A 25,929-nucleotide genomic window follows, 5' to 3' on the forward strand; every position below is an offset into this window, starting at 1 on the left:
ATGCCAGCCTATCGCTCCCGCACCACCACCCACGGCCGCAACATGGCGGGCGCCCGCGGCCTCTGGCGCGCGACGGGCATGAAGGATGCCGATTTCGGCAAGCCGATCATCGCGGTCGTCAACTCGTTCACCCAGTTCGTCCCCGGCCACGTCCACCTCAAGGACCTCGGCCAGCTCGTCGCCCGCGAGATCGAGCAGGCCGGCGGTGTCGCCAAGGAATTCAACACCATCGCGGTCGATGACGGCATCGCCATGGGCCATGACGGCATGCTCTACAGCCTGCCGTCGCGCGAATTGATCGCCGACAGCGTCGAATACATGGCCAACGCGCACTGCGCCGACGGCCTCGTCTGCATCTCCAACTGCGACAAGATCACGCCCGGCATGCTGATGGCCGCGCTGCGGCTCAACATCCCCGCCGTGTTCGTCTCGGGCGGCCCGATGGAGGCCGGCAAGGTCACGCTGCAGGGCAAGACCAAGGCCGTCGACCTCATCGACGCCATGGTGGCGGCCGCCGACTCCAAGGTCAGCGACGAGGACGTCAAGGTGATCGAGCGCTCGGCGTGTCCGACCTGCGGCTCCTGCTCGGGCATGTTCACGGCCAATTCGATGAATTGCCTGACCGAAGCGCTTGGCCTCGCGCTGCCCGGCAACGGCACCGTGGTCGCCACCCATGCCGACCGCAAGCGCCTGTTCGTCGAGGCCGGCCACACCATCGTCGATATCGTGCGCCGCTATTACGAGCAGGACGATGCCTCCGTGCTGCCGCGCAACGTCGCCAACTTCAAGGCGTTCGAGAACGCGATGACGCTGGATATCGCCATGGGCGGCTCGACCAACACCGTGCTGCATCTGCTGGCGGCGGCCCATGAAGGGCAGGTGGAGTTTACCATGCAGGACATCGACCGGCTGTCGCGCCGCGTACCCGTGCTGTGCAAGGTCGCGCCATCGGTCGCCGACGTCCATGTCGAGGACGTGCATCGCGCCGGCGGCATCATGGGCATTCTGGGCGAGCTCGACCGCGCCGGCCTGATCGACACCTCGGTCTCGACCGTGCACGCGCCGACCATGAACGACGCGCTGGAGCGCTGGGACATCAAGCGCTCCAAGAGCGAGTCTGTCCGTACGTTCTTCCGCGCTTCTCCCGGCGGCATCCCGACGCAGGTCGCCTTCAGCCAGGAGCGCCGTTACGACGAGCTCGATAGCGATCGCGAGAAGGGTGTGGTCCGCAACCTCGAGCATGCCTTCAGCAAGGATGGCGGCCTCGCCGTGCTCTACGGCAACCTCGCGCAGGACGGCTGCATCGTGAAGACCGCGGGCGTGGACGCCTCGATCCTGAAATTCTCCGGCCCCGCGCGCGTGTTCGAAAGCCAGGACGCCGCTGTGGAAGGCATTTTGGGCGGCAAGGTCGTCGCCGGCGAGGTCGTGGTCATCATTTACGAAGGTCCGCGCGGCGGCCCCGGCATGCAGGAGATGCTGTATCCGACCAGCTACCTGAAATCGATGGGCCTCGGCAAAGCCTGCGCGCTCGTCACCGACGGACGCTTCTCCGGCGGCTCGTCCGGCCTGTCGATCGGCCATCTGTCGCCGGAAGCGGCGGAAGGCGGCAACATCGGTCTGGTGCGCACCGGCGACCGCATCGCCATCGACATCCCGAAGCGCAGTATCACGCTGGAAGTCTCCGACGAGGAGCTCGCCAAGCGCCGCGCGGCGGAAGAGGCCAAGGGCGATGCCGCCTGGCAGGCTGTGGGCCGCAAGCGCAACGTCTCGACCGCGCTGCAGGCTTACGCTGCGCTCACCACCAGCGCTGCGCGCGGTGCCGTGCGCGAGGTGAAGCGGCGCACGAAGTAAGCGCTGCACCGTCCGCGCCTCGCGCGCATAGTCAACAAGTTCTGAACGGCCGGCGAAAGCCGGCCGTTCGCATTAAGGATGCCTCGACGAAGTTCGGCAACTCGGGATGTTGCAGCGTATACTGCTCGCGACCTTCGCAAATCCATTTTGGGCAACTGGGGCACCACCACAATGTCTCGTACTCTCGCTATCGCTTTCTCAACAGTCGTCGCCGCGATTTCCATGACGAGCGCGGCCTCCGCCGGCTGCTACAATTGCTACGCGCCACCGCCGTGCCAGACCTGCTACCAGCAGCAATACGTGCAGCCGCAATACCGCACCGTCGACGAGACCGTGATGGTGTCGCCCGGCGCGACCGTCGCGCACCGCGCGCCGGCGCAGTACCGCACCGTGATGGTGCCGCAGACCGTGATGGTGGCACCGCCGAGCGTCCAGTATGAACGCATCCCGCCGCAATACGCCACGCGCCAGCGCGTCGAGATGGTTTCGCCCGGCTATTCCTATTACGCGCCGGTGCAGATGGGCTGCGCGTCCTGCGGCTACTGAGCCAACGCAGCGACGAAGAGTTTCGGGCGGCGCTCCTTTGGGGGCGCCGTTTTCTTTTGAGGCAGCAAACGAGGCCCGGAAATGGACGCGAATCCAACCGGGCCTCGCAACCGGCGACGCCCTGGGCGGTGTCGCCAGTGTCCGGGATTGCTGAGGGGCGGCGTGTGTCGGCGGCCGACATGTTGCGAAGCTAGACGAACAGGCTGACGCTCGCCTGACAGATCACGTGCGGCGGAAAATTCAGGCTTGGGGTGAGGGCGCGCGTTTGGAGGTGCCGGTACCAACGGACGGTGGCGCGACGCGCCGCCGCCATTTCTCTCGATGCTGGAGCTCCCGTGCCGGCCGCGTATTAGGACAGCTTCAATGCCATGTGAATTACACCGGGTTCGCGGATCGTTGCGGGCTTGAAGCCAAACTTGTCGAAGACGCGGAGCATCGCTGCGTTCTCCGGTAGCACTTCCGCGGTCAACTCCGTCAAACCGGCCTCGCGGGCGATAGCGATCAGATGGTGCGTCAGCAGCCCGCCAACGCCGCGTCCCTGCCAGGCATCGATCACGACGAAAGCTGCTTCGGCCCGTCCAGGCTCGAATATGACATAGCGACCACCGCCGATGATCATGCTGCGGCTCGCCTCTTCCGTGCACGCAACCAGCGCCACGTGGTTTCTGAAATCGGGTTCCATGAAGAAAGCGCGTTCCCGTTCGGAAAAATGACGCTTCGTCACAAAGAAGCGGCGTTGGAGCGATTGAGCGCTGGTCTCCTCGAGCGCGGCAAGCATGTCGGGCTCATCCTCGGGACGAAGCGCCCGGATATCGACCAATCGTCCGTCGCGTAGTCTCTCCTGGCGGCTGTAATTTGCTGCATCCGGCACTTAAGCTCTCCCGCGGCCCGATTGCGGCGTGCCCCCGCGGGGCGGTTGGTCGATCCCGATTGACGCGAACGCCGTCACCAACCGTTGACCTAAATCAACGTCAGCGACCGCCGACCTTTTTGAATGACCTCGCGCGACGACGAGGTCGAACATGGCGATCAAAGACTTAAAGCTGCCTGATGGCCCGATGTCGGGGCTGGTCGCCTCGGCCGTGGAATACATGGTCGATGCGGGACAGCGCAGCGTCCTGTTCCTGGACATCATGCGCCAGCGCGGCGACCAGTACCGCGATCACGTCGCCCAGACCGCGCCGCATGTGCTGCAATATGCTGCTGAATTGGTCACGGACGGCCGGAAGCTGGACGAACCGGTCAACTACGCGCTGGTGCGCATCGTTCCGCCGAAGGATGTTGAGATCGACATGAGCCGGCGGCCGTTCGTCGTGGTCGATCCGCGCGCCGGCCATGGACCCGGCATCGGCGGCTTCAAGGCCGATAGCGAGATCGGCGTCGCCATGAAGGCGGGGCATCCCTGCTACTTCATCGGCTTCCTTCCGGAGCCTATGCCCGGGCAAACCATCGAACGCATTGCGCGCGCGGAAGCGATCTTTATCGAGACGGTCATCAGCCGTCATCCGGACGCCGACGGAAAGCCCTGTGTGATCGGCAATTGTCAGGCCGGCTGGGCCGTCATGATCCTGGCGTCACTGCGGCCGGAATTATTCGGGCCGCTGATCATCGCCGGTGCGCCGCTGGCTTATTGGGCAGGCGTGCATGGCAAATACCCCATGCGCTATTCCGGCGGCCTGCTGGGCGGAAGCTGGCTCACGGCGCTCACGAGCGATCTCGGTGCCGGCAAGTTCGACGGTGCCTGGCTGGTACAGAATTTCGAGAACCAGAACCCGTCGAATACGCTCTGGACCAAGCAGTACAACGTCTACTCCAAGGTCGATACCGAGGCGGAACGCTATCTCGATTTCGAGCGCTGGTGGGGCGGACACGTCAATCTCAATGCCGAGGAAATCCAGTTCATCGTCGACGAACTCTTCATCGGCAACAATCTCGCCGCCGGTCGGATCGATATGTCCGATGGCCAGAAGGTCGATCTGCGCAACATTCGTTCGCCGATCGTGGTGTTCTGCTCCAAGGGCGACAATGTCACCCCGCCGCAACAGGCGCTGGACTGGATCCTGGACTGCTACGCCGACGTCGACGAGATCAGAGCTTACGGACAGACTATTGTTTATACGGTTCACGAGAGCATCGGCCATCTCGGGATCTTCGTATCCGGCGGCGTGGCCAAGAAGGAGCACGCTGAGTTCTCAAGTAACATCGATCTGATCGACGTGCTGCCGCCAGGACTCTACGAGGCCACGTTCGAGGCCCGTGGCAACGAGACGCTCAATGCGGATCTTGCGGCTGGCCAGTGGGTGATGCGCTGCGAGGCCCGCACGCTGGACGATATCCGCGCAATGGGCGGAAATTCGCCCGAGGATGAGCGGCGCTTCGCTGCGGCCAAGCGTGTCTCGGAGCTAAATCTCGCGGCCTATCAAAAATTCTTGCGGCCGTGGGTGAAGGGCATGGTGACGCCCCAACTCGCGGAATGGGCCCGCAACATGCATCCGCTGCGGCTGCAATACGAGGCGTTCAGCAGCCAGAACCCCTGGATGTCCACGGTCAAATCGGCTGCAGATCGTGTCGAGACAGACCGCAAGCCGGTTTCAAAGGACAATCCATTCCTGTCATTCCAGGAACAAATGTCGAAGCAGATCGTGCACGCGCTGGATAGCTGGCGCGACGCGCAGGAGGCGCTGAGCGAGGCCGTCTTCCTCAACCTCTACGGCTCACCACTGCTCCAGGCCGCGGTCGGCGTCGACCCTAATTCCGTGCCCTCGCGCCACCGGGAGATGTCGCCGGAGCATCGTGCCATGCTCGCGGCACGGATCGCCGAGCTAAAATCGCACATCGGTGAGGGCGGACTCCGCGAAGCGGCCCTCCGTGCGCTGCTTTATGTTGGTTCCGCACGCGGCATGGTTGATGAGCGCAGCATCGAGGCGTTGCGGCAGGTTCGGCGTGACCATGCCGGCGCCCGCATGACGCTGTCGGAATTCAAGACGCTGGTGCGTGAGCAGTTCTTCATGCTGCTTCTTGATCGCGAAGGTGCTCTCGCTGCGATCCCGAAATTGTTGCCCGACGACACCAACCAGCGGCGTGCGGCCTTCGCGGCGATGCGCGAGGTGCTGTCGGCGAGTGAGGACATCACCGGCGAGCGGGCCAATCGCCTGAAGCGCGTCGCCGCGCTCTTCGGTCTGGACGGAGAGGCGGAGTTGACATCGAACGTCGCCCCTTTCGATCCCAAGGCACGGGCGTCGTAACGCGGATTGGCAGGATCGGGAGTGACATCATGTCGGCCGACACGACGCAAACCCAGCCCGGCAGCAAGTATGATCGGTTAATTGCGGCGGCGAAGGGCGCGCCGCCAACGCCGACTATCGTGGTGCATCCTTGCGACGAGACCTCGCTGCGCGGTGTTATCGACAGCGCAAGCGCCGGCATTATCCGGCCCGTGCTCGTCGGGCCCGAGCGGAAGATCAAGGATACCGCCGCCCGGTGCGATCTCGATGTGTCCGGCTTCGAGATCGTTGATGCCGCGCACAGCGACGAAGCCGCGGCCAAGGGCGTCGAGCTCATCCATGCCGCCAAAGGCGAGCTGTTGATGAAGGGCAGCCTGCACACCGACGAATTGATGCGCGCCGTCACGGCCAAGACCGGTGGCTTGCGCACCGACCGGCGTATCAGCCATGTCTTCGTGATGGACGTGCCTGTCTACGCGGAGACCATCTTCGTGACGGATGCGGCGATCAACATCTTCCCCGATCTCGACGCCAAACGCGACATCATTCAGAATGCGATCGACCTCTACAATCAGGCAGGGTTCGGCAAGACGCCGCGGGTCGCGATTCTGTCTGCCGTCGAGACCGTGACCTCGAAAATCCCCTCGACCATCGAAGCCGCTGCCCTATGCAAGATGGCCGATCGCGGCCAGATCACCGGCGGCATCCTCGACGGCCCGCTGGCTTTCGACAATGCCATCGATCTGGAAGCCGCGCGGATCAAGGGCATCACATCCGAGGTCGCCGGCCGCGCTCAGATCCTGATGGTTCCGGACCTGGAGTCCGGCAACATGCTGGCCAAAAATCTCGCCTATTTCGCCAAGGCCGATGGCGCCGGCATCGTGCTCGGTGCGCGCGTGCCCGTCGTGCTGACCTCGCGCGCGGATTCCCCACGTGCGCGGATGGCGTCCTGTGCGGTCGCCGCGCTCTATGCTCATGCCCGGCGTCAGAAGGCGCCGACGGTTGCCGCGTGATCGCCATGGATACGATCCTCGTCGTCAATGCCGGCTCGTCCAGTGTGAAGTTTCAGGTCTACGCGATCGAAGGCGACGGTGCGCTTCGTCGTCAGATCAAGGGACAGATGGACGGTATCGGCAGCCGACCGCGTCTGCGGGCAAGTGGCCCGAGCGGCGATCCGATGGCCGATCGGGCCTATCCGATCGAGGCTGTGCCTGATGTTCCGGCGGCGATGGCCGTTGCCGGCGACTGGCTGCGGGACGAACTTCGCGTCACGCCGATCGCGGTCGGTCACCGGGTCGTGCATGGCGGGCCGGACTATTCGCGGCCAGTACTGATCGACCACGGCGTCGTGTCCCGTCTCGAACGATTTGTGACCCTGGCGCCGCTGCACCAGCCCCACAATCTGGCGCCGATCCGTTCGCTGCTGGCGAATTTCCCGACGCTGCCACAGGTTGCCTGCTTCGACACCGCATTTCACCGCACGCATGATGCCGTCGCCGACCACTATGCTATTCCGCATCAACTTCATGCCGAGGGTGTCAGGCGCTATGGCTTTCATGGGCTGTCCTACGAGTATATCGCCCGGACGCTGCCGGGCGTGGCGCCCGATATCGCGAAGCGGCGCGTGATCGTTGCCCATCTCGGCAGCGGCGCGTCGATGTGTGCGCTCAAGGACGGGCGCAGCGTCGAGAGCACCATGGGTTTCACGGCGCTCGATGGCCTCCCGATGGGAACGCGTCCAGGGCAGATTGATCCCGGGGTGGTGATCTATCTCATCTCCGAGAAAGGGATGTCCGCCTCAAACGTGCAGAATTTCCTTTATCGCGACTGCGGATTGAAGGGGCTCTCCGGTGTCAGCAATGACATGCGCGAGCTGGAGGCGAGCGCGGACCCCAAGGCGAAGCTCGCGGTCGACTATTTCGTCTATCGGATCGGTCTCAGTGCCGGCATGCTCGCGGCCGCCTTGCAGGGCCTCGACGCCTTCGTCTTCACGGCCGGGATCGGCGAGAATTCGGCGAACATTCGCGCGCGCGTGGTCGAGCAGCTCGGATGGCTCGGCGTCACGCTCGATCCCGTCGAGAACTCCCGCAATTCCAGATTGATCTCGCGTTCCGACAGCCGCATCCCCGTCTACGTCGTGCCGACCGACGAAGAGCTGATGATCGCACAGCATACGCTGTCGCTGTTGATGAACGGACAATCGACCAATCCAAGACAAGAGAGGGTGTCATGATCCCCGTGTTCCCGGATACAAAGGTTGCCCTGAAGGGCAAGAAGGGCCTCGTCGTCGGCATCGCGAACGACCAGTCCATTGCCTGGGGGTGCGCGAGGGCATTTCGTGCGCTTGGGGCCGATCTGGCCGTCACCTATCTCAACGATCGCGCCAAGAAACACGTCGAGCCGCTGGCGCAGGCACTGGAAGCGCCGATCTTCATGCCGCTGGACGTGATGACGGAGGGGCAGACCGAGGCGGTGTTCGAGCGGATTACGAAGGAATGGGGACAGCTCGATTTCCTGCTGCATTCGATCGCCTTCTCGCCGAAGGAGGCACTCCATGGCCGCGTGGTGGACGTCGGTCGCGATGGCTTCCTTAAGACGATGGACGTCTCTTGCTGGTCATTCCTGCGCATGGCGCATCTCGCCGAGCCGCTGATGAAGAACGGCGGCACGATGTTCACCATGACCTATTATGGCAGCCAGATGGTGGTGGAGAACTACAATATCATGGGCGTGGCGAAAGCGGCGCTTGAAGCGGCCGTCCGCTACGCGGCCGCCGAGCTTGGCCCCAAGGGCATCCGCGTGCACGCGATCTCGCCCGGCCCGCTCGCCACGCGCGCGGCGTCAGGTATCCCGGAGTTCGACGAGCTCATGGACAAGGCGCAGTCTAAAGCGCCGGCGCGCAGCCTGGTCAGCATCGACGACGTCGGCAACGCCACTGCGTTCCTGGCGCTGGATGGCGCCAAGCTGATCACCGGGGGCGTTCTCTATATCGATGGCGGGTATCACATCATCGACTGACCGCCCTCAGCGATAGTGGAGGGCGATCAGCTCGGCGACACAAGCGGGCTTCTTGCCGCCCTCGATCTCGATCACGAGATGATAGTTGACGCGCAAGCCGTCCGGCGGCACGTCCTCGGTTTCAGCGACGGTGACCCGGCCGCGGAGCTTTGAGCCGGCCGGCACCGGCGCCAAATACCGGATGCGATCCGCGCCGTAATTCAGCGTATTGCGCAGCCCTTTCAAGCCCATCACGGATCGAATGAACAGCGGAGCAAGCGAGAGCGACAGCAGGCCGTGAGCGATGGTGGTGCCGCCGGGCGCTTCCTTCCTGGCGCGGTCCTGGTCGACATGGATCCATTGCTCGTCACAGGTTGCTTCGGCGAATTTATTGATCCGATCCTGGGTCACTTCGATCCAGTCGCTCGCGCCGATCTCGGTGCCGACCGCGGATTTGATCTCGTTGAAGTCGCTGAATATCCGCATGGTCGTGACCTCGTTAGATCGTCATTTCCGGGATGTTGTCAGGAATGACCAATTCGGCCTCTGTCACCGCCACAACCTCGCCAACGCTGACACCTGGGGCGGTCTCGAGCAGCGTCGCCTTGCCGTCCGCAAAACCGATGACCGCCATGTCGGTCACGACCAGATGAACCGGGCGCGCCGAGGTCAGAGGCAAGTTGCATGTCTTGACGATCTTCGACTTGCCCTTCGCTGCATGTTGCATGGCGACGATGACCCGCTTTGCGCCGCTGACGAGGTCCATCGCCCCGCCCATGCCCGGCACCATCTTGCCCGGGATCATCCAGTTGGCGAGAAGCCCATGCGCATCGACCTGGAGGCCGCCGAGCACGGTGACGTCGACATGGCCGCCGCGGATCAGTCCGAACGACATCGCGCTGTCGAAGGTCGCCGCACCTGGGAGCGCGCTAATGGGGCGGCCGCCGGCGTCTGTCAGCGTCGGATGCGCCATGCCTTGTTCGGGAATCGGCCCGGTGCCGATCAATCCGTTCTCCGACTGAAAAAAGACTTTCAAATCGGCCGGAACGTAATTCGCAACCAAGGTCGGAATGCCGATGCCGAGATTGACGAGGTTTCCGCTCTTCAACTCCCTGGCGACGCGTCGGGCGATGATGATCTGCGGGTCCATGATCTCACCCGTTGGTAATCAGGTAATCGACGAGCGGCGCCGGGGTCACGACGTGATCGGGCGCGATGACACCGACGGGCACGATGTTCTCTGCAGTGACGATGACCGTGTCGGCAGCCATCGCCATGACCGGGTTGAAGTTGCGGGAGGTCAGCGCGTAAGCGAGATTGCCGAGATAGTCGGCGAGAAACGCGTGAACCAGCGCGTACTGCGCCCGCAATGCCGTCTCCAGCAGGAACGGCTTGCCATCCACCTCGATCTGACGCTTGCCTTCGGCAACCAGCGTTCCGACGCCCGTCGGCGTCAGCACCCCGCCGAGGCCACATCCGCCCGCGCGGATGCGTTCGACGAAGGTGCCTTGCGGCACGAGATCGACGGCGATCTGGTTCGCGAGCATCTGCTGCTGCGCCTTCGGATTGAGGCCGATATGCGTTGCCGTCAGCCTTGAGACCAGCGTAGCGTCGAACAGCTTGCCGACGCCTTTGCCGGGAGTAGCGGCGTCATTGCAGATCAGAGACAGGCCGGTCTTGTTCTGCCGCACGAGTTCGTCAAGCAGGCGCTCCGGGGTTCCGACGCCCATAAAGCCGCCGACCATGACGCTCGCACCGGCCGGGATCATCGCAACGGCTTCTTCGACGGAAACGGCCTTCATGGGCGGAACTCCGGTCGGAGGTGCAGGTGAATACTGGATCGATGTTGGGGGCGGGCAGACTCTCGGCCTTGATCTGCGTCAAGGTTGCCGGGTCATTCGCGCAGGTCAACGCCGACGCCTGCTAGGGTCTCGTGCCAGAGCCTGCGCACCTCGGCGTGCCGCCGTTCGAGCGTCGCGCTGACGGCGTCCCGGAAAGGTAGGAGGTCCGGGCCCTTCAGGAACAGAATCTGCGCCTGCAACAGCCGGCCGCTCTCGAACTCGATGCGGCGCAGCGCCATCACGAAGGGATCGTTCGCGTTCGCTTCCGTCGGCAGCAGGGCCGCCGGCCGGATCCCGGCATGGACCGCATGTGCGAGCGTCGCGAGGTGAATGGTCTGCGCGCGGGTGTGATCGGCGATGCCTTCGATCGGGGCGGGAAGCCAGGCCATCTCCCAGGATGCCGCCATGGGGCCCAGCGCGAGGTCCGGGACCCACGCGGTCGCGCGCATGAGAAGCGAGACGATCTCGCTCTCGCGATAGAACTGCGCGTTCAATTCGGTCTGCCAGGCGGCATCGAATCTCGCGGGCAGGGCGACCGCGAATTGCCGTGCCAGCGCACCATGCGCAGAAACCAGGAACGCGGCGACCCGCGTCTGCTGGCGCGGCGGCACGCGTCCGTCGGCTTGCAGCGGTCCGAAGAACGCGCTCATATTGCTGGCCTCTGCACCGGAATCGCGCGCAGATGGTCATAGCCGGCGGGAAACGGCGAAAAGTCCCCGCCGGCCTCTTCCGGCGCGATCAAGACCTGTTTGTTGCCCTGCCAGCGGCCAGCCAACACGTCCTCGGCGAAGCGCGCCAACAGGTCGGCTGTTAGTGCAGCCTTTTCGAGCGTGAAGGCGTGATAGGCCCTCGGGATGATGACGAGCGCACTGTCAGGAATTTCCACACGCAACGTCTCGTGCAGCGCCCGCGGCGTGAGGAAGTCGAACTCGCCGTTCAGGATCATCGTTGGGACGGATATTGAGGAAAGCCGCGGCGTCAGCGGCTTGAAGTCGAGGAAAGACTCCATCAGGTTCTGAAGGGCGTACACGTCGTTGACCAGCCAGCCCTGCCGCTTCACGTTGTCGAGCTTGTCCAGCAGCGGCTTCAACCACTGATCAGACAGGTTCATCGGCAGTAACAGATCCTGGAGGTAGCCGGTGCCGCCCAGAATGAGGCCGGTGCGCAAGGCGTTGCCGATCAGTAGCAGTTGTGGCGAAAGCTCGGCGAAGCAGCTCATCGGTACAAGACCCGACAGCCGCGCGCCATGCTCGATGGCATAGCGCAGCGCGATCAAGCCACCGAAACTGATGCCACTGAGGAAGACCGGACCGTCGCCAAGCTCGCCGATCAGGCGATGCAGCACGGCGATGTGGTCGTCCTGATCGATGAACAGCGCGGGCTTGTCGGAGACGCCCTGGCCGAGCAGGTCGAAGGTAGCGACCCGGAACCGCCGTGCGATTAGCGTGTCGCGATACGTGCCCCAAAGCTCGGAATACTGCGTGAGACCGTTGACCAGCACATAGGCAGGCGCATTCGCCGGTCCGTCGAGCTCATAGCGGATACGATATGAGCCATGACTGAGGAAGGGCATTGCGGGGACCGGCCAGCGTGACGATGACCACGATCCTCAAGGCAGGCTCAAGGATTCCATTGAGCTAAATCAAACCTCAGGAGGAGGTCCAGCCTAGCGTTCGCGCAAAATACCGCCAGGAGGGAGTTCGTCATGAACGGGAGAAGCGCACTCAAGCGTTGCTTCGTCAGCCTGATCCTGTTGCTGGTCGGTACCGCGCTCGCGGTCGCCCAGCCGTTCACGCGGCGCTCGTCGCAGATGCAGCATGACGGGCTCAAAAAGACCTATGAGATCGCGAACTTCCGGCTTGGCGGCAAGTACGACCTGGCCAATCCCTCCAAATGGGAGAATGGCGGCGAGGGCGGCGTGACGCTGGAATCGCTCGGGGCAGGCAAGCTGCGTACCGGATACATCGCGATCGGCAACGCGCGGCGCAATGCCGCCGGTGAGATCACCAACGCGGTCGTGATCAATTCCTATTATTCCGGCGATTCCACCGATATGTACGAACAGTGGGTCAAGGGCGCGGCCCTGTCGGGCGGCGTCCCGATCATCGGCCCCGGACGGCCGATCGACACCGACCGCTACTACGTCATCATGGTCGACCCGCTCGGGACGTGGGGCGCCAGCAAACCGTCCGACGGCCTCGGCATCAAGTTTCCGCAGTACAGCTACTACGACATGGTGCAGGCGAACTACCGCCTGCTGCGCGACGAGTTGAAGGTGGCGCGCGTCGCGCTTGTCACGGGCGTCTCCATGGGCGGCACCCAGACCTACGTGTGGGGGGTCATGCATCCCGAATATATCGGCGCCCTGATGCCGATCGGCGGCACCACGCAGTCGGACGGTGAAGACCCCGTCGGCAACTGGACCTTCCAGATGATGACGGCCGCGATCGAGGGCGATCCGGTCTGGCAGGCGACCAAGGGCGACTACTACAATCTGCCCAAGGAGAAGCACCCGATGCCGGGTGTGGCGTTCGGCTGGTCGATCCTGGGCATGACGGGCTACGACTTCGGCTTCCGCACGACCCAGAACTGGGCCGCGGTCCAGCCCGAGATATTCTACTGGGATCCGCCGAACGAGAAGGCCGGTCTGAGCGTCACCAACCGTGCCAAGCTCTATGACGCCGTCGATCTCGTCTGGCGCAACCGGGTCGGTGAGACCCACAACATTAATCCATATCTCGGCCGCATCCAGGCGCGCACGCTGGTGATGCACATCACCAACGACCTCTGGCTGAACTTCAAGCTGGCGCAGAAGGCCGTAGATCGCGTGCCGGGCGCGGACCTGATCGCGCAGGAGAGCCCGGTCGCCCATTACGGCGTATTCCCAATCATCAACCAGCGCAAGAACGATCCGAAGTTCGTCGCCTTCATGGACGACGTCGCGGCTCTCGATCGCGCGAGGATGTTCGTCGACAAGAATTATCGCGTACCGGGCGTCGCCGAAAACATCGATCCGAGCAAGTCCTTCTGGAAGGACTTCGTGACCTATCCCTATCCGGTCAAATACGCCAACGCCAAGGACAAGATCGGCAACACCTGGCAGATTGGTTACATGGATGAGTATGCCGGCACCGACAAGGATCCCAAGGTCCTCGTCATCATCCACGGCAAGGGCGCATTCGGCGGGCACTATGGCAACATCATGCAATATGCGCTGCGGAGTGGCTTGCGTGTGATCGTGCCGGACTTGCCGAACTACGGCATGTCCGGGCCCGGTAATCTCGATAAGAGCCCGGCGCGCACCATGCAGGATATGCGCGAGGTCATCTACGATCTCGTCGTAAACCAGCTTGGCGTCAAGAAAGCCTATTATCTCGGCCACTCGCTGGGCGGTCAGTTCGTCACGGGGTACGCCCTGACCTGGCCGGATGCGGTGCAGGGCCTCGCGCTCGAAGCACCATCCGGACTCGAGGAATACCCGCGCGACATCACGATCGCGAAAGACAAGAAGGCACCTCTGTTCCAACCGGGACTCGGTCGCGACTTCGACAAGTGGAAGCAGATCTGGGACCAGACCGGCATCCTGGCGGCGGAGAAGGCCCGCGACGAGCAGGGCATTCGCGACTTCTTCTATTTCAAGAAGCGCGACCCCGACACCGGCGTGGTGTCGGCGGCGAAGAGCGGCTACTTCTTCAGCGACAGCGAATATGCGCGCTTCCATACCGAGCAGCGCGTCGGGCTTACCAAGGGCAATCCCAAGGAGCTCGAACAGTGGTGCAACGTCTTCATCTTTGACATCTACACGATCGGGGCCGAGCTCCAGCAGGATGATCCGAAGAACCTTTACGAGCGGGTCACCCAGATCAAGGCGCCGATCTTCCTCGCCTTCGGTGACAAGGAGCCGTTCATCCCGACGCCCGCTTTCAACGGGCTGACCGATCTCGGACGCGACGTCATCACGCCGTTCATGACGCGCATGACCAACGCGGGCAACCGGCCGATTCTGAAAATCTATCCGGAGACCGGGCACTTCATCCACACCGACAATCCGGTGGAATATTCCGCCGACGTCGTGGACTTCGTCACGAAGGGAACGGTCGACACCTCATCGCCCCTCGGCACAGATCGCATGATCAAGGGGTCCGTGGTATCCGCCCTGCCAGTGGCGCCGACACCTCCCGGTGCGGCACCAACCGCCGGTCTCAACAAATAGGATCGGTCTATGCCACGGGTGCAGGCGGGTGAAATCGAGCTTGGCTGGCGGGAGTGGGGCCGAGGCGAAGTGACCGTCGTCTTCATCCATGGCAATCTCGCCAGCAAGGACTGGATCGAGCTGGCTGCGCCCTTGTTTCCGACGGGCCTGCGCGTCATCGCCATCGACTGGCGCGGCTGCGGGGACAGCGACCGGCCGAAGCCTGCCGCCGATTATGCGAACTACTCCATGCAGCAGCATGCCGAGGACATGCTGGCGGCACTCGACATGCTCGACATCGGCCATTGCCATCTCGCGACGCATTCGACCGGCGGCATCATCGCCGCCCGTATGCTCTTGATGCAGCCGCAGCGTTTCGGACGCGTGTTCGCACTCGATCCGGTGACGCCGCTCGGCATGGCTTTCAATGCCGACCAGATCGGCCTGTTTCGGGCGATGATGGCGAGCAAGGACCTGACACGGACGATCATGGCGACCGCGGCGTCCTCGCTGTTCGTGCCCGAGAGCATGGCGCCGAACGCCGTGCCTCGATTTCGGGAGGGATTGAAGGACATCCAGGCGTTGTTCGACCGCATCATCGAGCAGACCTTTGGCGTCTCCGAGGGCATCTGGATCGGAACGCCGGTCAACCTCACGAAGGAAAGAGAGAGCAGGGAGCTCGAGCGCCGTATGCCGGAGCTGAAGCATCCGCACCTGGTGCTATGGGGCGAATGGGACGGTTGGATTCTGCCAGCCGATCTTCACGTCATGGCCGCTGCGATGCCGGATTGCCGTCTCGTGATCGTGCCTCGCGTCGGGCACTCGATGAATCTCGAAGTACCCGCGCTCTACGCCGGTTATTTCGGCGCCTGGTTCGGAGGGCTTACCGCGTAACTGCTAACACCTGAAGGGAGAGACGTCATGGCAGAGATCAATCTATCCGCAGATAACGTCCGTGCGGCGCTGACCGAGGCACTTGGCCGCCTGCGCAAGGCCAACGCCGACTATTTCGAGATGCTGGAGAAGGGGATCAGTTCGTCGCCTCTGCCGATCGCGAACCAGGCGAAGGAGTTTTGCAGTTTCATGCAGCGCAATGTCACAGCGACCCTGGACCTCAGCGACAAGCTGATCCATGCCAAGGATGTCCAGGACGCGCTCAAGCTTCAAGCCGATTTCTTCCAGGAGCAGATGCGGGCCCTGACCGACCAGACCAAGACCATGGGTGAGGCGGCGATGAAGGCGGCCGGCGGCATGTTCAGTCCGAAGAGCTGAGACTGCAACCACGGTACTGACAGACGCGGTAGCGTCAGAAAGGTCTGGTATGGCCGAGACCAACAAGCTTTCTGTCGAAAAGGCACTCCAGAAGTTGCTTCGCGACGAACCCTTGGAAACGGCGAGCGAGCAACGAGACGAAAAAGCCGAGGCGCTCAGGGAGGAGATCAAGCGCATGCGCGCGCAGAGATCGCGTCTTGAACGATCACCCGGCAAGGACAAGTGAGATCCGGTATCATCGGATGATGCCCCGGTTTTTCGTCGGCATGCTGGCCCGTGTCGCCAACAGCTGGTCGGTGGCCGTGCTGTTTGAGGTTCTGCGCAAGCCGCTCGACAATCTGGCCGATTTCAAAGCGCCCGGCTTCACATGGCCGTAAGCCGAGGAGCGGAGTGGGCGCAGCATGCGTGATATCGCCACATCGGGGCTGGTTGCCGATTTCCTGTTCGGCTTCGGCGCGCTGTTCGCGATCATCAATCCCTACGGACTGGCCTTCATCTTCCTCGACAAGACGAGAGGTCTTTCTGAAGACGAGCGCGCGAGCCTTGCGCTGCGGGTTGCCGGATATGCCTTCGTGGTCCTGCTGGTGTCGCTGTTTCTGGGCAGCCAGATCCTCAACTTCTTCGGCGTGACCATCCCGGCGCTCCGGATTGCCGGCGGCCTCGTAGTCGCAGCGACAGGCTGGTCCATGCTCCACGCACCCTCGGGCCCGGCCGGACCTCACGAGGTCTCGTCCCCCGATCATGCGACCATGAAGCGCATGGCCTTCTTTCCCCTCACAATTCCGCTGACGACCGGGCCGGGAACGATCGCGACAGCCATCGCGATCGGGATTAGCCGCACCAGCAGCCTCGATGCGATGTTCCAGTCATCGATCGTTTCGCTTCTGGTGGCGTTCGCCGTCACCGCGGCGATCTACCATGCCTACCGGAAATCGAGCGCAATGGCGCGCCTGTTCGGCGAGGAGGGCACCAGCGTGGTGACGAAACTGTCGGCTTTCCTGCTGCTCTGCATCGGCGTGCAGATCATCCTCACCGGCGTTTCCGAGGTCGCGCGGTCCATATTGGACAGCGCTCCGCGCGCTATCCAATCGGTGGAAACACGCGGACCGCAACACCAATCGGCCAATGCGACTCCGATGTTGGTCCGGTGATGATCAGGTAGAGTCCGTCTCCATCGGCGTTTGGCGCTCTACCTCGAGCGGTTTGAGCCTTCCAGCCATTCCTCAGGAAAAACCGTCCTCTGAACCCACGGTCAAAAAGCCGCGGTCAGTGATCTGTCACCGCTCCTCCAAACAACGCTAGCCAAGAAGTTGAACTCATTGCAAATTCTGACGATCCGCGCGGAGCTCGCGTACAATGCTACGGTGACGAGCTACGAATGGACCCGCGCAAATTCGGCACTACGCCGATTGGGCGGGCAGGGGACTTCGTCAGGAACGCGGCTAAGCGTGCCGCTATGAGGCTACCTGATGGGCGAGCTAGCCTGAGTCTTTCAGTCGATTGACGCTCAGATCGTCACCGATAGGCGCGTTGATTGTCGATGTTGCGTGTCTCGCGATCGGAGGCAACTGATGGCTCGATCGTCGAGCGGATCAGCATTTGAGTGAGCGCTAGAATAATAGCCCGCTGTCTTGCGGGCCAAAATCGCTCTGTGCGAAGCCCAATGGCGGTCGGGCGGTCGATTTTTCTGCAATCAGACCTGTGATAATGGGACAGAACTAAGCCGAATGGCAAAAGTCATTTCTAACAAGAGCGCAGCGGCAGGAATGTCCCATGAGCGTCTCCCAACTCACGAAGCGCGTTCGACGCGAGCTGACTTATTTGGACTATCCGGCTCGGGAGTGGACCGTCCCGCGATTTATGGACGGAGTGCCGGTTCTGGACGTGCTGGTTGTCGGCGCTGGACAGAGCGGACTGGGTATCGCGTTCGGCTTGAGGCTTGAGCGCATAGCAAACTTCAGGATCATCGATCGTTGCCAGCGCGGTTTCGAAGGACCTTGGCGCAGTTTCGCTCGGATGGAACGGTTGCGGACTCCGAAGGAGGTGACTGGGATTGATTTCGGCGTCCCGAGTCTAACGGTGCGTGCGTGGTACGAGGAAAAATTTGGGCGGCGAGCATGGGGTCGCATAGATACCGTCCCTCGGGAGGTGTGGCGCTCGTATCTGGATTGGTACCGAGACGTCCTGGACCTCCCGGTTGAGAACGAGGTCGAACTAATGTTGATTGAGCCGGCGAATGGCATCTTCCTTGCCCATCTCCGTCGTTCCGAAGGAATTGAGCGGGTGTATGCAAGAAAGATTATTCTTGCGACAGGCTTTGAGGGAAGTGGAAGGTGGGGCGCTCCTAAGTCTCTGGTCGCCCATTTGTCGGCAGATCTTTACGCACATTCGGCCGATGATATCGATTTTCGCAAGCTTGCAGGAAAGCGCATTGGTATCCTTGGTGCCGGGGCATCCGCCTTTGACAACGCAGCTCTCGCACTTGAGGCGGGCGCCGCGCGAGTAGACCTTTGCTTCCGCCGTTCGGAGATGCCGCGGGTCAACCCACTCACTTGGATGAATTTTGCCGGTATGTTGGGCCACTTCGGCGATCTGACGGACCTGGACCGCTGGCGGTTCATGCGTCACATTCTTGAGGAGCTTCCGGTCCCGCCTACACAGGACGCTTATTGGCGATGCCGCGAGTTTGAGAATTTCGCCTGGCACCCCGACTGCGGATGGAGTTTCATCGACGAAGCTTGCGGTATTGCAAGGGTTCAAAGCAGCAATCGTAGATTCGAATTCGACTTCATGATTTTTGCGAGCGGCGTTGAGGCGGATCTCTCGGCGCGTCCCGAGCTCGCCCTATTCTTTGAACAAATAGCCCTTTGGCGCGACCGCTTCACGCCTCCATCGGGCGAGGAAAGCGAGGCCCTCGCGCGCTATCCCTATTTGGGCCAAGCCTTTGAATTCACGGAGCGGCACCGCGGCACTGCTCCGTTTCTGCGAGGGCTACACAACTTTACGTTCGGAGCGATGCTGAGCCATGGAATATCAGGAGCGGCCATCACGGGGATAAAATATGGAGTGCGGCGGCTCGTAAATGGCATCGCGCGTGATCTGTTTTGCGAGGAGTCGGCAACTTATTACCGAGATCTGCTGTCATACCAGACGCCTGAGTTGCGCACCTTGGACAGTGCATTTGTCTGGTTGAGCCAGCTTGGCAGTGACGCCACTGATTTCGAGAGCTTCGCCAATCAGCTGGATCAACGCCAGTTTGCCACGCTCCGCGCCTTGTTGCAGCGATCAAGGCCCCACGAGAAATCTCCGACTGTAAGGTCTTCCCGACTCGGTCGCACGAAGCGCACCTCGCGACCGGCGCGGCTCAAGAACAAAAAGCGGAAGTGAAATAACGACGGCGTGGTAGCGCGATGTCAGTTGCTACCGCTTTCTCTCGCGCTCACCACGAGGGCCCGTGGGTCGGAAGGCCGATCGAGTATTTCTGGAAGAAATGCCGTTTGACTATAGGTCGATGATATTGGAGAATATTTGTTTCACTGCCTTGCACATATTGATCACGGCCTAACGACCACCACCATCGGGAGGTAAGCAATGGCCTTCATCGCGTTTACGAAGGTGATCGATTTTACGACATTGACCGCCGAGCAGCGAAGACAACTCAAGAGCATTCTTGGAAAGCGCGAGAAGCAGCTCAAGAAGGCAATCAAGGATGTCGAGAGCGCCCTTAGCAAACTTGAACGAACAGGTGGCAAGTCCGGAAAGCGGGCGAAGGGCAGGCGTTGATCGGACGCTGATCAATTTACGTCAGGCATGATGTTGAGCGGTGCTGGTCAACAGCTGCCACGCTTTGGCTCATCTTTCATTCCTGAAACCGATTTCATTCCTGAAACTGAGCGTAGTTCGTCGACGAGATTTCTCGCGTCTGTCAGATCGGGTGTATCCCGACCTTCGGTGAACCAAGTGTATATAGGCTCTAAGAGGGACCAAGCCTCGAAATATCTGCCTTCGTTACTCCAATGCCGCGCGAGACAGATCGAGGCACGCAACTCCCACCAGCGAGCTTGTTGTCGCCGCGCAATCGCCACGGCTCGCTGCAGTGCGGCCTCTGCCTGGTCACGCCTGCCGAGTTTTAGGTTGATGTTGCCCCGAAGACGATACAACTCGGCCTCAAAGAAACTCTCCCCTGTTGTTTCGGCCAGCTGAACGCCTTCGTCCAGCAGGCGCAGTCCAACTTCAAGCTCTCCGAGCTGGGCATGAGCGAAGGCGAGATGGCCCAAATAGAGAGTGCGGCGGCACCGTTCAGAGTTTTGGTAAGTTGCCGTCAAAGCGCCGCGCATCAGTTCGATCCCGACTTGAAGATCCCCTCCTTGGGCTAATAGCGCTCCGCGGAAAAAACGTGCTCTTCGTTCAATTGCCGCAAATTCATGCTCGATGCTGAGCGATATCGCTTCGTCGGCGTGAGCCAAAGCGCGCTTTGCGTCGCCGCCGATTGTGCCCAGAACGACTATGTTCCCCAGGGCCAGGGCCGTCGTAAAGCTTTGTTCCCTCGTTCGAGCAAGAGTTTCAGTACGCTCGACGATTGTTGTAGACTGTTTAGGATAGCCAAGGACCAATAGCGTCGTCGAGAGCCACGCCAGGCTGTTCACCGCGTCATCGACTCCGAAGCGGCGATAGGTCGATATCGTGGCTGGATTGGTTGAGCACAGTGCGAGGGCGCGATCGAGGTGTTCGCGTGCGTCGGCGAAGGCACCCGTGAGATGCAATGATTGTCCAATAAAGCGCGTGGCTAGGACGGCCACGCCGGGATGATCATGCTCTGCGGCCAACGCGAGGCCGTACCGGGCATCCTCCAGCGCTGAGCTATACTCCGCGCGCACACTGTGGGCTAGGTAGCTGCCCCACAGGATCGTCATCCGTTCTTCTAGGCTGACACTTTCGCCTAGCAGCGCGCGAGCCCGTGAGAAGACCCGCGACGTTTCAGCCGCGGCATCGCCCTCAGTTGCGGCGACTGCAGGACCAAGGGCCAGATAGAAATCCAGTTCTTTGCGATCGCGTTGCGGCGAGCTGAGCAGTTGCTGGGTCAGCTCCATTCCTCTCGTGAGATGTTTTACAGCCTCGGCATTGGAGGAGCGCCCGAGCGCGCGCTTTCCGGCCTTGAGCCAATAGTCCGTAGCCTTCTCAAGCATGCCGGCTTCGGTGAAATGGTGCGCAAGGATTTCAGGGTCGTTCACGACGGCATCCTGGAAGCCTTCCTCTAGCACGCGCGCTATTTGCGCATGGAGTTGCCGCCGCCGTGTCTTCAGCAGGCTCTGATAAGCCGCATCCCTCACCAATGCGTGTTTGAAGCTATAAATGGCATCCGGCAGGTCACCTTCGCGGAAAATAAGCCCGGCCTCCTCGAGTTCGGAGAGGGAATGCTGCAACCGTGTTTCCTCTCGAGCGACCACAGCCCGCATCAAGGAATAAGAAAATTCGCGACCGATGGTGGCGCCAATCTGGGCGATCTCCTTCACCGAATGCAGGCGGTCGAGCCGCGCCATCAGGGAGTCGTGAAGGGTTTCCGGGATGGCAAAGGGCGGTAACGGTCCCCCGAGCTGATAGCGATCCTGGCATTCGATCAGAATGCCAGCTTCGAGGACAGCCTTGGTGAGTTCCTCCACGAAGAGCGGATTTCCGTCAGTCTTTGTTACGATCTGCTTCATCACGTCGATCGGAAGCGCTCGGCCATTGGCCACCTGCGTGGCAACACCTTTGACATCATCTGGGTTGAGCCGTCCGAGGACCAGGCTTCCGACATTCGCAAGACCGGTCCAGGGAGGCTCGAACTCTGGTCGAAAGGTAACCAGCGCAAGGATAGACAACTGTCGGGCTCGCTCTACGATGAGGTCGAGCAATTCGAGGGTGGTGTCGTCGGCCCACTGAACATCTTCGATAAGCAACAGGATGGGCTGTTTGCGAGAACGGCTCTCGAATTGATCGAGCAGCGCGGCAAGTGTGCGGCGACGCTGCTGGGCGGGGCTTAGCTGCGGTTTTGGATAACGGCTCGCGAATGGGATCGATAGCAGCTCAGCAAAAAGTGGTACTACCGTCTGAACTTGCGGTGCTCTCAACGAGAGGAGTGCCTCCAGCTTGTCAAGCCGCGTCTCGACGGGATCGTCCGCCTTAAATCCGGCACTCCTTTCCAACTGCTCGACCACGGGATGAAGTGCGCTGTTGGCGTGGTAAGGCGAGCACTGATAACGGAAATGCACGTGTGGTTGATGCTTAGCTGCACGTTCAGCCAGAGCCGCTGCTAAGCGCGATTTCCCGATACCCGGCTCGCCTGAGATGAGAACGATCTGGCCTTCGCCCGTGCGAGCCAAACGTTGACGTTCCAACAAGAACTCCAACTCGGAATCGCGGCCGATGACAGGGGCGAGTTCTGTCGGACGCACCGCCTCAAAGCGGCTCTCGGAAGCCGAGACGCCCTGGACGGCCCACGCGCTCACCGGCTCGCTAATGCCTTTGAGGTGGTGGGCGCCAAGGTCGCGAAGACTAAAGATATCGCCAAGGAGACGACGGGTGGAGTCTGCGACGACCACGGTGTTCGGCTCGACCAAGGCTTGCACGCGAGCCGCGATATTGGGAGCGCCCCCAACCACGGAGTGCTCCCGAAGTTTGCCTTCGCCGCCCAGGTCACCGACTACCACCATGCCGGTAGCGATACCGATACGCACCGCGAGCGGTTCTCCAGCGCGGGTTTCAAGCCGTGCGACAGCAGCAATGATATCGAGCGCAGCTCTTACAGTTCGTTCGGGATCGTCCTCGTGCGCAATGGGATAGCCGAAATACGCAAGAATGCCGTCTCCGCGAAAGTCGGCGAGAAAGCCGTCATAGGAGCGCGTGATACGAGCACAAGCAGCGTGATAGGCATCGATGACGGCGCCCATATCTTCCGGGTCAAGGCGTGCCGTCAGGGCGGTCGAATCGACCAAGTCACAGATCATTACCGTGAGGTGGCGCCGTTCCGCGTATTGCGCAATTGCAGCATTCACGACAGTGGAGGGAAGGCTGGAGGGAAGCGCACTGATCGCATTCACGAGGCGTTTCCGGTCGCCGAGTGGGATGCCAACCTTTTCGAAGTCAACTTCTATCAATTGCGGCAACACATCGCAATCTATGGCGTTCGCGATGAACAGGGACTCATGTCGTCCTAGGCCCAAACTTTTCAGCCAAGTCCCGATTTCCATGGCAGGACCCTTGTGTGTACGAACAGCTTCAGCGCATCAGAGCCGAATATTTGCTCGTCCTACTTAATTCTATTGGAAGCCATTCAAACGAACAGTTCGGCATGACCGCACCGACAATAGCATGCTGTCGGGTCCGGACATGTGAACAGCGTCGCAATTCGCAGCATCCAAATACCTGCGGAAACGCGCGAGCGCTTCCGGTTCGCGATGATGGTTGCGACCTGGGCGGCCCGTGAAATTGAGCGGACGATACGTCCGTGAAGCCAGGCCCGCCGGCTCACGCGGGCGGCCTACTTCGCGATCCGATATTTCCTGGCCGCCTTGCGCCTTGGTGGTGTATCCGGCGTACGCTGCTTTCCGAGGTCTCAAACAGAGGCAGGAGATAATGTCGGCTACAGAAATCCTAAAGAGCGCGCTCGCGCTAGCCCTTTATACTGCGGCGACAACAACGACGCTCGCAACCGCCCAAGAAGCGACATTTTCAGAAGGCGAGCGACTTGGCCTTGCGGCGTGTTTGTCCAAATGCCCCGATAACGACAAGGCATGCAACAATCGATGTATCTCGAGTTCTCAAACCAAGGGCCGTGTGTGGGGCGACGATGTGCGCGCTTGCATTAGGGGTTGCCGGGTAGGCACCCAAATGAAAGATCAGATATTTGGTTGTATAACGGGCTGCCGTCTTGATCGGATCGTCCGATAGAAGCGCGGTGGTAGCGTCGACACAAGCCGCTAGGGATTGCGGTACCGAAACGCAGGCGGCCCAAGCAGCAACCCGCCGGTTCGCGCTGGCGGGCTGAGCGTCTCTCGCAATGCCCTAGTAGGCGCGGCGGCCGTGCCGCCGATAAGCTGCGGGGTTTTCCACGCCCGCGAAGTATGGATTAATGGCGCACTCTGCGGCGCGGCCCGATGCCGAAGCATTGCACTGAGGCAGCGATGTGTAGCTGCAATCGTAATAGTTGGCCCCCGCGCGGTAAACGTGCAGGCAAACCGGAAAGGCCGGATTATACGTCTGAGCTGCCGCCGGCTCTGTTGATGCCATCCCGATTGCCAAAATCGCCAAGGCCGGAGTACGCATTGGAACCTCCATTCGGACATTGAGAACGCGTGCGAAGCTCCACGAGCCAGTACTTCGATCGTGCCCCGCGGAGGTCGCGACTGCGCCTGACGATCGCTACCAGCCCGCTGGTCACGCTGGCGGGCCGTCCCTTCTAAACTTCATTGCGATCGGTTCCGTTCCCGATGAGGAACTATACCGCTTTGGGCACAAGTGGACAGAACTGATTGCCGGTTTTTCCTATGCTCATGACCACCTGGCGACCCCATTACCGCCAAGGTGACCTCCAAACGGCCCCGGCAACTTAGTCTTTTGCTGGGGCCGCTTTTGCGCTGGTGCCGATCAGCCGGACATACGTCCCGCTCTCGTGCAGCTCGAGCCAGCCTTTCTCAACTGCATGCTTGATGCCGGCGCCGAACTCCAACCCGGTGGCCTTGAGCGCGTAGAGAAATGAAGCATTGAGCTTTTCGATGTGAATGCGACCGTCCTGGACAGCTTCAATGGTCTTCGCGAGTTTGCGGGCGGCGGCTTCAGGAGCGGCAAAGGCACGTTCGGCGGCGAGTTTCATGCAGATCGACTACCCGATTCTTCGTCCCCAGGCCGTACTGCTTCACCCGCACTTGTGGTTTTTGGCGTGCAGCGCGGTTCGGTCGCCAGTCATCTCACCGACGTAGTCGTCAATGGCGCTCATCAGCTTCTCGCGGTCGGCACGGCGATCCTTCCTGCCAAAGATGAGGTAGTGGCGAAGCCGGCCGAGTTCGGCCAGGTCGGCTGCTACCGCCTCGGCCCGCACTTCTTCCGCGCGCTGACGCATGCGCTCTTGGTGCCAAGCTCTCGCCGCCGCTCTGTTCTCTGCCTTGGTCATGACGCCATCGAACCGCGCAGGCGAGAGTCAAATTATCGATTCCTAGCGGCGCGGAATGCTCGCGAGCTACTGCCGGTCGTGGGTGTGGATAGATGCGGGACGCCATCGCTGTGATTCAAGGACCGTCTTGTCGCTCCTTCGATGCATCGCGTCGAAACACGACAGTCCATCGCGACGTCGGAAAGCTGATGAGATCGGCGGCGGCATCAGTGTTGGGATCGGGCGTCGCCTCGTCCGAACTGCGACAAATCGACTCGATCTCACCGCGACGCTTACGGCGCCACCAAGCGACGATTGTACGTTCGATTGTGCGCTGAAGCGAAAACCGCGAGCTAACTAATTGCTTTTGTTGATGTTTTGGCGGAAGGGGTGGGATTCGAACCCACGGTACCCTTGCGGGCACGCCGGTTTTCAAGACCGGTGCCTTAAACCACTCGGCCACCCTTCCGGACAGAGAATGGTTGTCGCTTAACGCAGTCGACCGCGCAAGGCAACGCGAAGTTGGCGCTTGCGGGGGAAAACCAAGTCCGATGGGGAAACGGGCCGGGAAGGGCGAAGCTCGGCTTCGTCGAGCAGTCGTTCGGCGCGGATTCGCTCCCGGTGTGGCTCGGCTTCATCCCACGACGACTGGAATGCACGCTACGCTCAATCACGCAGCGTTTGATGACCGGACACGTCCGATGGCCGGCGCTGAGCTTGAGCAACGCACTCGTGCTCGCATCCGCCTCATCCACACGACGCATGGCCAGATCTGTCGTTTCGATAAAGGTTGTATGAAATAGATCACGCAACCCCGAAAAATATTCGCGCTTGCTTCGACGTTGAAGGTGCGTGTCTACGTGACATCACCCAAAAGTT

24 protein-coding genes and 1 tRNA gene are annotated in these 25,929 nt (G+C 61.5%); 14 read left to right on the forward strand and 11 right to left on the reverse strand.

Annotated features, from left to right (window positions below; genetic code table 11):
* Positions 1 to 1,851: a dihydroxy-acid dehydratase gene (gene ilvD / locus AB7Z56_RS22090; RefSeq protein WP_283016509.1), complete on the forward strand. Its 1,851-nt coding sequence runs from the start codon at positions 1 to 3 to the stop codon at positions 1,849 to 1,851.
* A 222-nt stretch (positions 1,852 to 2,073) separates the two neighbouring features.
* Positions 2,074 to 2,397 carry a hypothetical protein gene (locus AB7Z56_RS22095; protein ID WP_283016508.1) on the forward strand — a complete coding sequence of 108 codons (324 nt, stop codon included), beginning with the start codon at positions 2,074 to 2,076 and terminating at the stop codon, positions 2,395 to 2,397.
* Positions 2,398 to 2,746: 349 nt separating this feature from the next.
* On the opposite strand, the gene AB7Z56_RS22100 is transcribed toward AB7Z56_RS22095, so the two are convergent.
* Positions 2,747 to 3,268 carry a GNAT family N-acetyltransferase gene (locus AB7Z56_RS22100; protein WP_283016507.1) on the reverse strand — a complete coding sequence of 174 codons (522 nt, stop codon included), beginning with the start codon at positions 3,266 to 3,268 and terminating at the stop codon, positions 2,747 to 2,749.
* 151 nt (positions 3,269 to 3,419) lie between these two features.
* Here AB7Z56_RS22100 and AB7Z56_RS22105 point away from each other — a divergent pair, with 151 nt between their 5' ends.
* The 4 genes from AB7Z56_RS22105 to fabI are packed head-to-tail and all read left to right on the forward strand — an operon-like array spanning position 3,420 to position 8,639.
* A complete protein-coding gene (locus AB7Z56_RS22105) occupies positions 3,420 to 5,642 on the forward strand; it encodes a DUF3141 domain-containing protein (RefSeq protein ID WP_283016506.1) in 2,223 nt (740 codons plus the stop codon).
* 29 nt (positions 5,643 to 5,671) lie between these two features.
* A complete protein-coding gene (locus tag AB7Z56_RS22110; RefSeq protein WP_283016505.1) occupies positions 5,672 to 6,634 on the forward strand; it encodes a phosphate acetyltransferase in 963 nt (320 codons plus the stop codon).
* Between the two features lie 5 nt (positions 6,635 to 6,639).
* On the forward strand, positions 6,640 to 7,854 hold the full coding sequence (locus AB7Z56_RS22115; RefSeq protein WP_283016504.1) for an acetate/propionate family kinase: 1,215 nt from the start codon (positions 6,640 to 6,642) through the stop codon (positions 7,852 to 7,854).
* Entirely contained in the window at positions 7,851 to 8,639 is a 789-nt protein-coding gene (fabI, locus tag AB7Z56_RS22120; protein WP_028147828.1) for an enoyl-ACP reductase FabI, read from the forward strand. Before AB7Z56_RS22115 ends, fabI begins: the two co-directional genes overlap by 4 nt.
* A 6-nt stretch (positions 8,640 to 8,645) precedes the next feature.
* Here fabI and AB7Z56_RS22125 read toward each other — a convergent pair whose 3' ends face one another.
* The 5 genes from AB7Z56_RS22125 to AB7Z56_RS22145 form a co-directional block, all read right to left on the reverse strand.
* Positions 8,646 to 9,104 carry a MaoC family dehydratase gene (locus tag AB7Z56_RS22125; RefSeq protein ID WP_071913863.1) on the reverse strand — a complete coding sequence of 153 codons (459 nt, stop codon included), beginning with the start codon at positions 9,102 to 9,104 and terminating at the stop codon, positions 8,646 to 8,648.
* A gap of 13 nt (positions 9,105 to 9,117) precedes the next feature.
* Complete coding sequence (locus tag AB7Z56_RS22130; RefSeq protein WP_071913865.1) at positions 9,118 to 9,768, reverse strand: 3-oxoacid CoA-transferase subunit B; 651 nt, start codon at positions 9,766 to 9,768, stop codon at positions 9,118 to 9,120.
* 4 nt (positions 9,769 to 9,772) lie between these two features.
* Entirely contained in the window at positions 9,773 to 10,420 is a 648-nt protein-coding gene (locus tag AB7Z56_RS22135) for a CoA transferase subunit A (protein WP_038944143.1), read from the reverse strand.
* Between the two features lie 92 nt (positions 10,421 to 10,512).
* On the reverse strand, positions 10,513 to 11,109 hold the full coding sequence (locus AB7Z56_RS22140) for a hypothetical protein (protein WP_166341360.1): 597 nt from the start codon (positions 11,107 to 11,109) through the stop codon (positions 10,513 to 10,515).
* Positions 11,106 to 12,032 (reverse strand): alpha/beta fold hydrolase, encoded by a 927-nt coding sequence (locus AB7Z56_RS22145; protein WP_354233559.1) that lies wholly within the window; start codon positions 12,030 to 12,032, stop codon positions 11,106 to 11,108. Before AB7Z56_RS22145 ends, AB7Z56_RS22140 begins: the two co-directional genes overlap by 4 nt.
* A gap of 132 nt (positions 12,033 to 12,164) precedes the next feature.
* Here AB7Z56_RS22145 and AB7Z56_RS22150 point away from each other — a divergent pair, with 132 nt between their 5' ends.
* The 8 genes from AB7Z56_RS22150 to AB7Z56_RS22185 all read left to right on the forward strand — a co-directional run bounded on the left by AB7Z56_RS22150 (position 12,165) and on the right by AB7Z56_RS22185 (position 19,706).
* Positions 12,165 to 14,672, forward strand: coding sequence for an alpha/beta hydrolase (locus AB7Z56_RS22150; RefSeq protein WP_283016502.1), 2,508 nt, complete (start codon positions 12,165 to 12,167; stop codon positions 14,670 to 14,672).
* A gap of 9 nt (positions 14,673 to 14,681) precedes the next feature.
* A complete protein-coding gene (locus AB7Z56_RS22155) occupies positions 14,682 to 15,545 on the forward strand; it encodes an alpha/beta fold hydrolase (protein ID WP_283016501.1) in 864 nt (287 codons plus the stop codon).
* A 27-nt stretch (positions 15,546 to 15,572) separates the two neighbouring features.
* Positions 15,573 to 15,923 (forward strand): phasin, encoded by a 351-nt coding sequence (locus AB7Z56_RS22160; RefSeq protein WP_071913875.1) that lies wholly within the window; start codon positions 15,573 to 15,575, stop codon positions 15,921 to 15,923.
* Between the two features lie 49 nt (positions 15,924 to 15,972).
* Entirely contained in the window at positions 15,973 to 16,149 is a 177-nt protein-coding gene (locus tag AB7Z56_RS22165; RefSeq protein WP_166096581.1) for a hypothetical protein, read from the forward strand.
* Between the two features lie 16 nt (positions 16,150 to 16,165).
* Entirely contained in the window at positions 16,166 to 16,300 is a 135-nt protein-coding gene (locus AB7Z56_RS22170) for a hypothetical protein (protein ID WP_354123791.1), read from the forward strand.
* Between the two features lie 24 nt (positions 16,301 to 16,324).
* Positions 16,325 to 17,074 (forward strand): MarC family protein, encoded by a 750-nt coding sequence (locus tag AB7Z56_RS22175; RefSeq protein ID WP_225048843.1) that lies wholly within the window; start codon positions 16,325 to 16,327, stop codon positions 17,072 to 17,074.
* A 622-nt stretch (positions 17,075 to 17,696) separates the two neighbouring features.
* Entirely contained in the window at positions 17,697 to 19,310 is a 1,614-nt protein-coding gene (locus tag AB7Z56_RS22180) for an NAD(P)/FAD-dependent oxidoreductase (RefSeq protein ID WP_354123792.1), read from the forward strand.
* A 204-nt stretch (positions 19,311 to 19,514) separates the two neighbouring features.
* The gene (locus AB7Z56_RS22185; RefSeq protein ID WP_063983274.1) at positions 19,515 to 19,706 is read left to right on the forward strand and encodes a hypothetical protein; all 192 of its coding nucleotides are present in this window, start codon (positions 19,515 to 19,517) and stop codon (positions 19,704 to 19,706) included.
* Between the two features lie 47 nt (positions 19,707 to 19,753).
* Here the strand turns inward: AB7Z56_RS22185 and AB7Z56_RS22190 are convergent, their stop codons facing one another.
* From AB7Z56_RS22190 to AB7Z56_RS22210, 5 genes are all read right to left on the reverse strand, one after another.
* Positions 19,754 to 23,152, reverse strand: coding sequence for an AAA family ATPase (locus AB7Z56_RS22190; RefSeq protein WP_441256413.1), 3,399 nt, complete (start codon positions 23,150 to 23,152; stop codon positions 19,754 to 19,756).
* An 814-nt stretch (positions 23,153 to 23,966) separates the two neighbouring features.
* The gene (locus AB7Z56_RS22195) at positions 23,967 to 24,227 is read right to left on the reverse strand and encodes a DUF3551 domain-containing protein (protein WP_071917452.1); all 261 of its coding nucleotides are present in this window, start codon (positions 24,225 to 24,227) and stop codon (positions 23,967 to 23,969) included.
* A gap of 283 nt (positions 24,228 to 24,510) precedes the next feature.
* Entirely contained in the window at positions 24,511 to 24,774 is a 264-nt protein-coding gene (locus AB7Z56_RS22200) for a hypothetical protein (RefSeq protein ID WP_354123794.1), read from the reverse strand.
* A gap of 42 nt (positions 24,775 to 24,816) precedes the next feature.
* Positions 24,817 to 25,071 carry a hypothetical protein gene (locus AB7Z56_RS22205; protein WP_038937372.1) on the reverse strand — a complete coding sequence of 85 codons (255 nt, stop codon included), beginning with the start codon at positions 25,069 to 25,071 and terminating at the stop codon, positions 24,817 to 24,819.
* A gap of 358 nt (positions 25,072 to 25,429) precedes the next feature.
* Positions 25,430 to 25,519 (reverse strand) — tRNA-Ser (locus AB7Z56_RS22210).
* Positions 25,520 to 25,929: the final 410 nt, after the last annotated feature.

It is taken from the genome of Bradyrhizobium sp. 482_C4_N1_8 (assembly GCF_052075965.1).
Taxonomy (GTDB): domain Bacteria; phylum Pseudomonadota; class Alphaproteobacteria; order Rhizobiales; family Xanthobacteraceae; genus Bradyrhizobium; species Bradyrhizobium barranii.

What these genes read in the sequence shown, in the direction of transcription:
- ilvD (WP_283016509.1), top strand. Translation starts at nt 1, where the DNA reads ATGCCAGCCTATCGCTCCCGCACCACCACCCACGGCCGCAACATGGCG.
- AB7Z56_RS22095 (WP_283016508.1), top strand. Translation starts at nt 2,074, where the DNA reads ATGACGAGCGCGGCCTCCGCCGGCTGCTACAATTGCTACGCGCCACCG.
- AB7Z56_RS22105 (WP_283016506.1), top strand. Translation starts at nt 3,420, where the DNA reads ATGGCGATCAAAGACTTAAAGCTGCCTGATGGCCCGATGTCGGGGCTG.
- AB7Z56_RS22110 (WP_283016505.1), top strand. Translation starts at nt 5,672, where the DNA reads ATGTCGGCCGACACGACGCAAACCCAGCCCGGCAGCAAGTATGATCGG.
- AB7Z56_RS22115 (WP_283016504.1), top strand. Translation starts at nt 6,640, where the DNA reads ATGGATACGATCCTCGTCGTCAATGCCGGCTCGTCCAGTGTGAAGTTT.
- fabI (WP_028147828.1), top strand. Translation starts at nt 7,851, where the DNA reads ATGATCCCCGTGTTCCCGGATACAAAGGTTGCCCTGAAGGGCAAGAAG.
- AB7Z56_RS22125 (WP_071913863.1), bottom strand. Translation starts at nt 9,104, where the DNA reads ATGCGGATATTCAGCGACTTCAACGAGATCAAATCCGCGGTCGGCACC.
- AB7Z56_RS22130 (WP_071913865.1), bottom strand. Translation starts at nt 9,768, where the DNA reads ATGGACCCGCAGATCATCATCGCCCGACGCGTCGCCAGGGAGTTGAAG.
- AB7Z56_RS22135 (WP_038944143.1), bottom strand. Translation starts at nt 10,420, where the DNA reads ATGAAGGCCGTTTCCGTCGAAGAAGCCGTTGCGATGATCCCGGCCGGT.
- AB7Z56_RS22140 (WP_166341360.1), bottom strand. Translation starts at nt 11,109, where the DNA reads ATGAGCGCGTTCTTCGGACCGCTGCAAGCCGACGGACGCGTGCCGCCG.
- AB7Z56_RS22145 (WP_354233559.1), bottom strand. Translation starts at nt 12,032, where the DNA reads ATGCCCTTCCTCAGTCATGGCTCATATCGTATCCGCTATGAGCTCGAC.
- AB7Z56_RS22150 (WP_283016502.1), top strand. Translation starts at nt 12,165, where the DNA reads ATGAACGGGAGAAGCGCACTCAAGCGTTGCTTCGTCAGCCTGATCCTG.
- AB7Z56_RS22155 (WP_283016501.1), top strand. Translation starts at nt 14,682, where the DNA reads ATGCCACGGGTGCAGGCGGGTGAAATCGAGCTTGGCTGGCGGGAGTGG.
- AB7Z56_RS22160 (WP_071913875.1), top strand. Translation starts at nt 15,573, where the DNA reads ATGGCAGAGATCAATCTATCCGCAGATAACGTCCGTGCGGCGCTGACC.
- AB7Z56_RS22165 (WP_166096581.1), top strand. Translation starts at nt 15,973, where the DNA reads ATGGCCGAGACCAACAAGCTTTCTGTCGAAAAGGCACTCCAGAAGTTG.
- AB7Z56_RS22170 (WP_354123791.1), top strand. Translation starts at nt 16,166, where the DNA reads ATGATGCCCCGGTTTTTCGTCGGCATGCTGGCCCGTGTCGCCAACAGC.
- AB7Z56_RS22175 (WP_225048843.1), top strand. Translation starts at nt 16,325, where the DNA reads ATGCGTGATATCGCCACATCGGGGCTGGTTGCCGATTTCCTGTTCGGC.
- AB7Z56_RS22180 (WP_354123792.1), top strand. Translation starts at nt 17,697, where the DNA reads ATGAGCGTCTCCCAACTCACGAAGCGCGTTCGACGCGAGCTGACTTAT.
- AB7Z56_RS22185 (WP_063983274.1), top strand. Translation starts at nt 19,515, where the DNA reads ATGGCCTTCATCGCGTTTACGAAGGTGATCGATTTTACGACATTGACC.
- AB7Z56_RS22190 (WP_441256413.1), bottom strand. Translation starts at nt 23,152, where the DNA reads ATGGAAATCGGGACTTGGCTGAAAAGTTTGGGCCTAGGACGACATGAG.
- AB7Z56_RS22195 (WP_071917452.1), bottom strand. Translation starts at nt 24,227, where the DNA reads ATGCGTACTCCGGCCTTGGCGATTTTGGCAATCGGGATGGCATCAACA.
- AB7Z56_RS22200 (WP_354123794.1), bottom strand. Translation starts at nt 24,774, where the DNA reads ATGAAACTCGCCGCCGAACGTGCCTTTGCCGCTCCTGAAGCCGCCGCC.
- AB7Z56_RS22205 (WP_038937372.1), bottom strand. Translation starts at nt 25,071, where the DNA reads ATGACCAAGGCAGAGAACAGAGCGGCGGCGAGAGCTTGGCACCAAGAG.